This is a genomic window from Fulvivirga kasyanovii (assembly GCF_009711405.1).
In the GTDB taxonomy this organism is placed as follows: Bacteria; Bacteroidota; Bacteroidia; order Cytophagales; family Cyclobacteriaceae; genus Fulvivirga; species Fulvivirga kasyanovii.
Map to the genome: position 1 here is coordinate 1 of NZ_SMLW01000668.1, position 11,241 is coordinate 11,241.

Sequence of the window (11,241 nt, forward strand, 5' to 3'; positions counted from 1 at the left end):
CTAAAAATGAGTTTTTAAATTATATCAATAGTAAATGAAATTTAGCTGAAAGTCTGTAACTTCATAGGTTGAAACCAACCAACGAAAGATTATGGGACTAGCTGAAGACATTCAACAAAGAGAGTTTAAAAGCGAACATCAGAAAACAATCCTTAACATCATTTACACATACAATCACATCATTTATGAAATGAATGTTGTTTTCAGGGAGATGGACATTACGAGGCAACAGTACAATGTACTGAGGATATTGAGAGGGCAGTATCCTAACCCCGCATCCATCAGCCTGATCAAAGAACGTATGCTGGACAAAATGAGTGATGCTTCGCGCATTGTACAACGATTATCAAAGAAAGGACTCATCACGCGGGAAATTTCTGAAGATGATCGCAGGTCTGTTGAAGTTTTAATATCCCGGAAGGGATTAGACCTGCTATCCGAAACCGATGAAAAGGTCCATGGCTTTGATCATTTGGTTGATAACCTGGACGTAGAAGAAGCCAGGCAGCTTAATGATCTACTGGACAAACTAAGGGAACCGGTAGCCGTTATTTAAAGTAGATATAAATAAGGATCAGAAGGGGGGCTGATCCTTAATTAAACAATTTAATTCTTAATTTTGCACTTCATTTCAAACCCTTTAATACTCAATATATATGGCATTTGATATTGACATGATTAAGGCAGTGTATTCTTCGATGGGAGAAAAAATAGAAGCTGCCAGAAAGGTGGTTGGCAAACCACTTACACTATCCGAAAAAATATTGTATTCTCACCTTCATGAAGAAGAACAGCCTTTGGAAAACTTCGTGAGGGCCAAATCATACGTAAACTTTGCTCCTGACAGGGTAGCCATGCAGGATGCAACTGCGCAAATGGCGCTTTTGCAGTTTATGCAAGCGGGTAAAAAAAGGGCCGCGGTACCATCAACGGTACACTGCGACCACCTTATTCTTGCCAAAGACGGTGCCAAGGAGGACCTTCAAAACTCAATCACTGCGAGTGGTGAAGTGTTTAACTTCCTTGAATCTGTATCCAATAAATATGGTATAGGCTTCTGGAAACCCGGAGCCGGTATTATTCACCAGGTGGTACTCGAAAACTATGCATTCCCCGGTGGAATGATGATCGGTACTGACTCACATACGGTAAATGCAGGTGGGCTTGGAATGGTTGCCGTAGGTGTAGGTGGTGCGGATGCCGTGGATGTAATGGCAGGTATGCCCTGGGAGCTGAAATTCCCTAAACTCATAGGCGTAAAACTTACAGGACAACTAAGCGGCTGGGCATCTGCCAAAGACGTGATCCTGAAAGTGGCTGGCATCCTTACCGTAAAAGGCGGAACCGGTGCCATAGTGGAATACTTCGGCGAAGGAGCCGAATCACTTTCATGTACAGGAAAAGGAACAATCTGTAACATGGGTGCTGAGATCGGAGCTACTACATCTACTTTCGGATACGATGAAAAAATGGAAGAGTATCTAAGGGGAACCGGAAGAGCTGATGTTGCCGATTTAGCAAACGGTGTGAAAGAACACCTTACCGGTGATAAAGAAGTTTATGAAAATCCTGAAAAATATTTTGACCAGGTAATTGAGATCAACCTTTCGGAACTGGAGCCGCACATCAACGGACCTTTCACTCCGGACAGGGCTACTCCTCTTTCCAAATTTGCAGAAGAAGTAAAGAAAAATGACTGGCCTGTAACCCTTGAAGTAGGTTTGATAGGTTCATGTACCAACTCTTCTTATGAGGACATTACCCGTTCTGCATCCGTTGCAAAACAGGCTACCGAAAAGAATCTGAAAGCCAAGGCTGAGTTTACAATCACCCCAGGTTCAGAAATGGTACGGTACACTGTAGAAAGAGACGGCTACCTCGATACTTTTGATAAAATGGGCGGAGTGGTGCTTGCCAATGCATGCGGACCTTGCATAGGACAATGGGCAAGACACACCAACGATCCTAAAAGAAAGAACTCTATCATTACTTCTTTCAACAGGAACTTCGCAAAAAGAAATGATGGTAACCCCAATACGCATGCGTTTGTAGCTTCTCCTGAGATAGTTACAGCATTTGCCATAGCAGGAGACCTGACTTTCAATCCAATGACTGATACACTTACCAATGAAAAGGGTGAGCAGGTAAAACTGGATGAGCCACAAGGTATACAGTTCCCTCCAAAAGGATTTGCTGTAGAAGACAGTGGCTACAAAGCACCCGCTGAGGATGGTAGCGGCGTTGAGGTAAATGTTGCCCCTGATTCAAAAAGGTTGCAGTTGCTGGAGCCGTTTTTACCATGGGATGGAAAGAACCTCACCGGAATGAAGCTGTTGATCAAAGCCAAAGGAAAATGTACTACTGACCACATCTCAATGGCAGGTCCATGGTTGAGATTCAGAGGTCACCTTGACAACATCTCTGACAACACCCTGACAGGTGCTATCAACTTCTTCAACGATCAGTCTGATTCGGTTAAGAATCAACTAACAGGTGAATATGGTGCTGTACCAGCTACCCAAAGGGCTTATAAAGCTGCAGGTATCCCTACCATAGTTGTAGGTGATCATAACTATGGAGAAGGCTCTTCCAGAGAGCATGCTGCTATGCAGCCAAGGCATTTAGGGGTAAAAGTTATCCTCGTGAAGTCATTTGCAAGGATCCACGAAACCAACCTGAAAAAGCAAGGTATGCTGGGCTTGACATTTGCCAATGAAAGTGATTATGACAAGATCCTGGAAGATGATACTATAGATATCATTGATCTTGATCAGTTTGCTCCTGATAAGCCGTTGACATTAGTGTTAAAACATGCAGACGGAACGGAAGATACCATCAAAGCTAATCATACTTATAATGAGCAGCAGATCGGGTGGTTTAAAGCAGGTTCCGCTCTTAACCTTATCAAAGAGAAGGAAAAACAGAAGTAAACGTTTTCTGAATTATTATAACAAAGGCAGCTTTCCGGCTGCCTTTTTTTATTGCCGTTGTACCATAAAATGAATCAGGCGGAATTTCTGGGTAACACTAAATTTTATCCCAGTTGTTAGACAGACAGTTAGTAATAGCACTCGATAAAAGCAGTTGTAACAGGAATAACATAGGTACAAATGGTAATTCAGCAGTAAGTTTCCTCTTGCAAACTTCGTTTTCCCATTGGGATACATCATGGATTTTAGCTTAATCCCATAAAAACTTACACCAAATTTTATCATTTCCTTACCTTAACCAACTCACCATCAGCAGATAATAATTAATAATATTGCATTAACAACATTATTTATTAATTAAATATAATTTCAATCAATAAACCTTGCCTTAAAATGCCAAAAAAGCGATATTTACTATTGCAAAATTTACATCAGGGTTAGCAGAAACATAAGGGAGAATGAGCATGTGATATCAACCTCACCACATGGCATTTAAATAAATTTTCATACTCCGCTAAAACCAATTTTATGAAATTGTTCACTAACCATTCGCTATGTGCAGCGGTTTGCTGCTTCTTGTTTGTTATTTGTATTACAGATGCATTCTGTCAGAGGCCCGGATCTGTTAAGGCATTAAAAAAGATCCGGTCATTTGTTTTGGATGATAACTATGAAGGTCTAAAGCAAGGCTTCACAGCCGAAATACTTGTTGACACTCCCATATACCAGATCAACGCCGGTGGCTGGACAACAGAAGCCAACTGGCAAAAAGATACCCAAACAAGCCCGTCGCCTTATTTTAGTCCTCCTTCTTACCGTGCAGTAAGTGGGATTGATTCCCCATTCTATTTCGAAAAAAGCAGGATTACTGATGGCACCTGGTCATTTCCGGTAACCAGCGGCGACTATGTGGTTACCCTCCATTTCATAGAAAACCCCAATAGCGCACAGGTGCCGGGCTCACGCGTCTTCGACGTGTCCATTGAAGACAGACTTGCTCTCAATGACTTTGATGTGGTCAACTTTGCGGGTAAGGGTGTGCCGATAAGCCTCAGCTTTGTAGTAAATACAAGCGACGATACCCTTAATATAAATTTCTCGAGAGTAAAAAAGTCATCCCTCATTTCAGCTATAGAAATAAGTGCCAGCATCGGTGCTGTTCCTAACCAGGATCCAGTTCTGTCCAAAGGCTCTTATGTGTTGCATCAAACCATCAAAGAAGGTCGTGAACTGAGGATCCCGATCATTGCCACTGACTATGACAGCCCTGCCGATTCTGTAAAACTCCTGGGAGGCAGTATATGGGACTCTGTCAGCTTCTACCAGGTATTGGATTACGGAGCCGGACTGGGTGAGATAGTGATCAAACCGGATTTTGACGACGCAGGCGGATACTTGCTCTATGTCGCTGCTGAGGACGAAGATGGTTTCGACACGGGGTGCCAGGCCTGCTGGGCGCTGATCGATCTTACTGTTGAAGACACTCCGGTTGGAGAGGCTTTTTACCGGGTGAATGCAGGTGACTGGATTGCAGAGGAAGATACTCCCGTGGACTGGGAAAGAGATGCCCGGGATGAGCCTCACCCTTTTCATAATATAGGCAGGTTCCATAGCCTGGCGCATAACCTTCTCTCCAACCCTACAGATGCTCCTAATGAGGTCCTCGACCGCTCAAGAGTAAACATCTATACTGGAACCGAATTCATGAACTGGAATTTCCCTGTTGTTGATGGTGTATACACTGCTAAGCTTTATTTTGTGGAAAGTTACTTTAACGTTACCAATCAGCGCATCTTTAATATCTCCATTGAAGACCAGTTAGCACTTTCCAACTTTGAGATACTGACCGAAACAGACAAAGATGTCCCGATACAGAAAAACCTTACTGCTGAGGTAACGGATGGCTACCTGACTATTGTTTTTGAAAACATCAAATCTTACGCACTGATAACAGCCATAGAAATTGCATATGCAGGCCCTGTCACAGCACAGGAGGAATTCCCGGAAACCCATGCTTTCGGGCAAGATGCTATTTCAGTATATCCTAACCCAGTTAAAAACCAGGTCACCTTTAAATTACCAGAACCTGGCAAAGAACCAGTCTCTGTAAAACTGAGTGATTCCTATGGCCAGATATGGTTTCAAAGTACTGTTCAACGCGATCACCTAATTGATGAGGTAAACTTTCCTGTGCCCCCCTCCATACCCTCAGGAATTTACCATGCCGAAATTGTTATCGGTAACAGGAAGCAGATCGTTCGTTTGGTGAAAAAATAAACCAATACTCCTATACATTCCGGGGTATCTCTTTAAAAGAGGTACCCCACCTACTCCCCTTACACTTTGCTGTAGCTGGTATTTGATCCGAAGCAGATACCCTTAAGGCTATAGTTTTAATTGTTTATTTCTCATTTTAAAATTTACAAATCATGGAACTAATCATTATTTCCTTTGGGTGCGCTATTTCAGCTTTGCTGCTATACCCTTTCGTACTATCTCTAGTCTCTGTATTATTGGCCAAAAGGAATTTATCCCGGGCCGGTAAACGTAAAGCCAACCACTTTACCTGCGTAATCACTGCCTATAAAGACGCATCAGTTGCCCTGCCACTGGTTCGGTCTCTGCTTAATCAAAGTTGGTCAAGCTACAACATTGTACTTATTGCTGACCGGTGCAGTAAAATCAAATTCCCTGAAAGTGACCTGCTAAAGGTAGTTTACCCTACCCAGCCACTGGACGCTAAATTGAAGTCGATTGAGTGTGGCTTAAACCACTCCGATTCTACAACAGATTATGTAGTGGTATTTGATCCGGACAACGTTGTAAAACGGGATTTCCTTTCAAACCTTAACCACTACCATGATGCGGGCTATAGTGCAGTGCAATGCAAACGCACTGCAAAAAACCTGGACAATCATCTTGCTTGCCTGGATGCTGTAGGCGAAATTTATAAAAACTATGTCGAGCGCACAGTACCGCATCTACTCAACTGCTCGGCTACCATTGCGGGATCAGGCATATCTGTTGAGAAGGCTCTGCTCCGGGAGTTTATTAACGACAGCCATACCCGAGAAAAGATGTGTGGCGTTATCCAGGGCGAGGATAAAATGCTCCAGAATTATATTTTATCAAAAGACAAAAGAATAGCATTCAATGAAGAGGCTCTGGTATATGACGAAAAAGTGACCAGCAACAAGCAGGTACAAAACCAGAGGGCCCGATGGATAAGTGCATACTTTGAAAACCTCAAGCCTGCATCTTATTTGTTTTGGGACGGGCTTACCAAACTACAGCCCGATAAAATGCTTTTATCCATCAACAGCATGTACCCTCCCCTGTTCCTGCTCATGCTATCTGCTTTGACCATGCTTATCATCAACCTGATCACCATAGGTATTTCACCCGTCTTCTGGGCAATAGCAGGTGGCATTGGGGTCTTTGCAATGAATTTCTTACTGGTATTGAAACTGGCAAATGCCAAAAATAAAGTACTGGTCTCGGTGATACTAATCCCTTATTTCATTGTCAATCAGATCATATCCTTACTGAAGATAAGACAAACCAGAAAAGCATTTTTGGTGACTGAAAAAAAACAGGTGCAAGTATTCGATTATGAATAAAAATAATTTATCATAGCAACCGATAAAGCCGGTAATAATGCCAGGTAGAATCATAAACAATAACTTTCTTAAACGTGTTACTTTTATATGAATTAAAACCTTTATGCCATGACCAATTTTGTATTGACCTATAAAATAGAAGACAAGGATGAGGCATCAGACTTCATTGATTTTCTAAGAAGTGAATATCCTTACAATAAACTGGAGATCAGGCACAGCATCAGGTATTTTGCATTTGCAGCTTCTGATATCACCAGTGTTGAAGAGGATATTAGTACCACCATAAAGGAGTACGGCACTTCAGATTCAGACTACGTGGCTCTTTACTATGTGAAGGATGAGAACAACCCGAAAATAAAAAAGCTTATGGTATATGGTACTGCTGACCTGGCAGAGCAAGACCTCAAGTCCATAAGTGCAACGGAGCACGAGAATCTGCTCAATGACATGTTGGATATTGATTTTATGGCTATGAAAGTAGAAAAGCAATATAAATGAAGGTCATTAGAAAAGTTACTTTCCTTTATTTCTTTATTTTAATTTTTAAAGGAGTGGATGCCCAGGAGGTAAAACCTCTGGGCATCGCCCTTGAAAACTTCGAATACCCTTACCCCGTCGACTATATTGAGCTAAATGAACAAGGTGAACGTCTGCATATGGCCTATATGGATGTGAAGCCGGAAAATGCCAATGGCAAAACGATCATGCTGATGCATGGTAAAAACTTTTGCGGGGCTTACTGGGGGCAAACTGCCAAAGACCTGAGTAAAGCCGGTTACCGGGTTATTATTCCTGATCAAATCGGTTTTGGCAAATCATCCAAGCCAAAGGATATTCAATACAGCTTTCAATTGCTGGCTCTAAATACCAAAAAGCTTCTCGATAGCTTAAAAATAAGTAAAACATCAGTACTCGGACACTCCATGGGAGGTATGGTTGCCAGTCGCTTCGTACTCATGTATCCTGAAGTGGTTGATAAGTTTATTCTTGAAAATCCTATCGGCCTTGAAGACTGGAAGGTTAAAGTCCCTTACGTTGGCATTGACCAGTGGTACCGGCAGGAGCTGAACAAAAACTACGAAAAAATTAAACAGTACCAGTTGGAAAGCTACTATGATGGAAACTGGAAGCCAGAGTATGAGCGCTGGGTTAACTTACAGGCCGGATGGACCTTAAGCCCCGAATATCGTTTTATTGCCTGGAACTCTGCACTTACGTATGACATGATCTTCACACAACCTGTAGTATATGAGTTTCCGCATATAAAAGCCCCTACTCTACTCATCATTGGCCAAAGGGACCGCACGGCTTTAGGGAAAAATCTGGTAAGCAAAGAAGTCAGGAAAACCCTCGGTCAGTATCCGGAATTAGGAAGAAAAACAAAGGATGCTATACCTAACGCCACTCTGGTGGAGCTGGACAATGTCGGGCACTTACCTCATATTGAAGCATATGACAGGTTTATCGACCCACTTCTTGAGTTTTTAGGCAAATAGGGAGATTTATTTGACAATAGTGACAGGCATGCTTTCATAGACATACCTGTAAATTTCGTCTACATCCTTATTTTTCAATGATATGCAACCAAGGGTCCAGTTCATTTTGTTGTCTATGGCATGGTCATACCCGGAAGGGACTCCATGGATGCCTATTTCTCCCCCTATTTTAGCCCCTTTAGGAATTCTCCCTTCCGCTATAGCCTTTTTGTGCTTGCTCCACGAGTCTTTTGTGGGATAATCAATCCATAGAAATTTCGACCAGCTTTTATGAGGATAAAACCCCCGGATGGAAAACACACCTTCCGGTGTTCTTTCATCACCTTCCATAAGTTTGTCTTCTACCGGATCTCCACCAAATACTACCGGGTATTCCTTTACTTTGGCTGCTTCTGTATACAAAGTAAGCTTGTAGTCGCTCTTATCTATGAGAATTTTCAAGTCCTTCTTTTTGATCTTTAGCGAATCAACCAATTGGTCGAGCTGTATACTGTAATTCAAATAGTCGTCATATCTGCTTGCAGAGCTACACTGCAAAAACACGATCAATAAAAGAATTGCAAATTTCAAACTTACTCTCAAAGCCATTGTTACTTTTTAAAGGTTAATAAGCCAAAACTTAATAACGCGTTGATAATCAAATTATTTTCAAATTATAAAAAGGAGTGATGAGCAAAAAACATCAAATAATAAAAACTAAAGCAGCACACCTTCTACACAGAGGTTGAAATACACTGATATTCCGATCTCAAAAAAAGCATTTTTTTTGAAATATTAATGCACTAAAATCTTTATTTAACCTGTGAAATATTATATATTTCCGTATGGCCCTCATTCTATATTGTCTGGCTTTGATAACCTCATTTTACTTACTGGCAGAAGTAAGTGATCGTTATTTCGTAGTTTCTCTGGACCAGATTGCAGAAAGATTAAAAATGTCTCATGAAATGGCGGGAGCTACATTAATGGCCATCGGGTCCAGTGCCCCGGAGCTGTTTGTAGCTATCATTTCCCTCGTTAGGTCTGGCGACCACGCTGCCATTGGCGTAGGTACTATTGTAGGCTCTGCATTGTTTAACATTTTGGTTATCATCGGGGCTTCGGCTGTTGTCCGCAATGCCAAGCTCATGTGGCAGCCTGTAGTAAGGGATTTTATCTTTTATGCGCTTTCTGTTGTAGCACTTTTTGTTGTACTAAAGGATGGTCTCATCACCTGGATGGAAAGCATTCTGCTTATCTTTTTTTATGGTGGGTACCTGCTTACAGTAATGAACTGGAAAAGGCTTTTCGATTTTGCAGATGGCGATCTCATGGATGAAGGTTATGAAGAACCTGCACTCAGGGGATGGAAAAAAATCTTTATCCCTCTGAATTTCCTTCTGAGAAAATTGTTTCCTCATCCCAGACGATATATCCTGACCTTCATATTTTCCATCTTGGTCATTGCCTTTTTGTGTTGGGTATTAGTGGAATCAGCCATAGGTATTTCAATGATCCTGGAAATTCCCGAGGTGGTTATAGCGCTTACCGTACTCGCCATAGGTACGTCTATCCCGGATATGATATCATCAGTCATCGTGGCGCGTCAGGGAAGAGGTGGGATGGCTGTCAGCAATGCGGTAGGCTCAAATATATTTGATATACTGATAGGATTAGGACTGCCCTGGCTGATCATGACACTGATTAAAAATGAGCCCATATTAACTCACGCCGAAGGCTTGAACGAATCGGTAATCTTGCTTTTTGCTTCTGTTGCTCTTATTTTTATAACCTTCGTTATCTACCGATGGAAGGTGAATAAAAAATTAGGGTACATCCTCATATTTATCTATGTAGCCTATCTGGCCAGAGAGATCATTGGTTTGTACTATTAGCAGTCTGACTGTAGGACAGATGACATTAAGCACAACCCAGCTCTGAAAAAGCACTTTCTATCAAACAAAAGTTGAAACCTTCTGTAGGGTTGAAGGCCTGATAAGGAGGGACAATATAGTTCGGGGACATTACCTACTGCCAGTGCTACAAAGCAGTCCAGCTTTAGCAAACTTTGGAAGTTTAGTAAAACCGAAATTAAGTTCTGTTCGCTTCCTGGCAAATTCGAACCCATCAGAAAACCGTGTGCATGGAGTCTACATTTCCACTCCCGCAGACTTCTCTCTGATGGGTCCGGTTTATCTTTAAAGATTATTATAACACCTTTTTAGCCAGATACTGCCCAAGCTCTTTGCCTGCCTTTGCATATGACTCCTGAATCCTGAACCCTGTATCAAAGTCGTATCCCATGCCGCCTCTGCCTGGAGATTTCTCAATGGTAACAACAGCTACAGGATCTGTAGATCCAGTTTTAACAAATACGGCTTCAAGATCTGTATAAGCATTTTTTCTTGCCACTCCCACATTAAAACCTGGCTCAGTAAATGTGGTTTTTAAAATTAACGTGTACTCAGCATCTGCAAAATCACCTCCCTTGAGATTGTTCTTTTCCAGTGTCTTGTTAAACAATTCCTCAAACTTCGGTTCAAACCTCTCTTTTCGATCTGATATCCAGTTTTGCTTCCACTTATCTCCTGATCCTGCTTCTTTCTCGTTCAACTCAGTAACTTTCTTATTAATGTAGTCTTCCTCCTTATCAAACTTTCCTACCCCCATATTACTATAGTCGTAAGTAATGTTCAGTTTCTTCTGATTTTTTAAAAAATCCAAATCACCAGATTTTACATTAATCTTTTGCGCGGAAACACCAGTTACCGAAGCCAGTAACAGGAGCATCATCATTAAGTTTTTTGTCTTCATAGTTTTTAAGGTTTTCTACAATTTAAAAATTATTTAAACTATTTTGATATTATTAAAATTATTCTTTGAGAAAAGCCACAGCCTATTATTAATTGAAAAACTTGTAAATAAGGGATGCGGTCAGAATCACCTGAAAAATTGCTAACATGAAGTATGTTAACGGCAGGATGATAAAGTACGGGTTACTGCCTTACTACCGGAGTTTCCATTATAACCCTATTAACGCTTATTCCTGCCGACAATCACTATGAACCCCTGACTATCAACAGAATACAGGAAAGCACATCCGAATGTGCTGTAACGCCATAAAACATCAGTTATTCCCCTCTGTTTTAATGTTGAAATAATTCTGACATTAAACCTAAGAATATATGAAAGCTGTAAGATATCATAAACCTAAAG

9 protein-coding genes are annotated in these 11,241 nt (G+C 41.4%); 7 read left to right on the forward strand and 2 right to left on the reverse strand.

The window, feature by feature from the left end; all coding sequences use genetic code 11:
• The first annotated feature begins 91 nt into the window (after positions 1-91).
• The 6 genes from E1163_RS26835 (at position 92) to E1163_RS26860 (ending at position 8,046) form a co-directional block, all read left to right on the forward strand.
• Entirely contained in the window at positions 92-556 is a 465-nt protein-coding gene (locus tag E1163_RS26835; protein ID WP_155176254.1) for a MarR family winged helix-turn-helix transcriptional regulator, read from the forward strand.
• Positions 557-656: 100 nt separating this feature from the next.
• Positions 657-2,930 (forward strand): aconitate hydratase, encoded by a 2,274-nt coding sequence (locus E1163_RS26840; RefSeq protein WP_155176256.1) that lies wholly within the window; start codon positions 657-659, stop codon positions 2,928-2,930.
• Between the two features lie 528 nt (positions 2,931-3,458).
• A complete protein-coding gene (locus E1163_RS26845; RefSeq protein WP_155176258.1) occupies positions 3,459-5,207 on the forward strand; it encodes a malectin domain-containing carbohydrate-binding protein in 1,749 nt (582 codons plus the stop codon).
• A 152-nt stretch (positions 5,208-5,359) separates the two neighbouring features.
• Positions 5,360-6,550 (forward strand): glycosyltransferase family 2 protein, encoded by a 1,191-nt coding sequence (locus tag E1163_RS26850; RefSeq protein WP_155176260.1) that lies wholly within the window; start codon positions 5,360-5,362, stop codon positions 6,548-6,550.
• Between the two features lie 108 nt (positions 6,551-6,658).
• A complete protein-coding gene (locus E1163_RS26855) occupies positions 6,659-7,048 on the forward strand; it encodes a hypothetical protein (RefSeq protein ID WP_155176262.1) in 390 nt (129 codons plus the stop codon).
• On the forward strand, positions 7,045-8,046 hold the full coding sequence (locus tag E1163_RS26860) for an alpha/beta fold hydrolase (RefSeq protein WP_155176264.1): 1,002 nt from the start codon (positions 7,045-7,047) through the stop codon (positions 8,044-8,046). Before E1163_RS26855 ends, E1163_RS26860 begins: the two co-directional genes overlap by 4 nt.
• 6 nt (positions 8,047-8,052) lie before the next feature.
• Here the strand turns inward: E1163_RS26860 and E1163_RS26865 are convergent, their stop codons facing one another.
• Positions 8,053-8,634: a L,D-transpeptidase family protein gene (locus E1163_RS26865; RefSeq protein ID WP_155176265.1), complete on the reverse strand. Its 582-nt coding sequence runs from the start codon at positions 8,632-8,634 to the stop codon at positions 8,053-8,055.
• Between the two features lie 236 nt (positions 8,635-8,870).
• Between E1163_RS26865 and E1163_RS26870 the strand changes: the two genes are divergently transcribed.
• Positions 8,871-9,920, forward strand: coding sequence for a calcium/sodium antiporter (locus tag E1163_RS26870; protein ID WP_155176266.1), 1,050 nt, complete (start codon positions 8,871-8,873; stop codon positions 9,918-9,920).
• Between the two features lie 313 nt (positions 9,921-10,233).
• On the opposite strand, the gene E1163_RS26875 is transcribed toward E1163_RS26870, so the two are convergent.
• The gene (locus tag E1163_RS26875) at positions 10,234-10,839 is read right to left on the reverse strand and encodes a hypothetical protein (protein WP_155176267.1); all 606 of its coding nucleotides are present in this window, start codon (positions 10,837-10,839) and stop codon (positions 10,234-10,236) included.
• Positions 10,840-11,241: the final 402 nt, after the last annotated feature.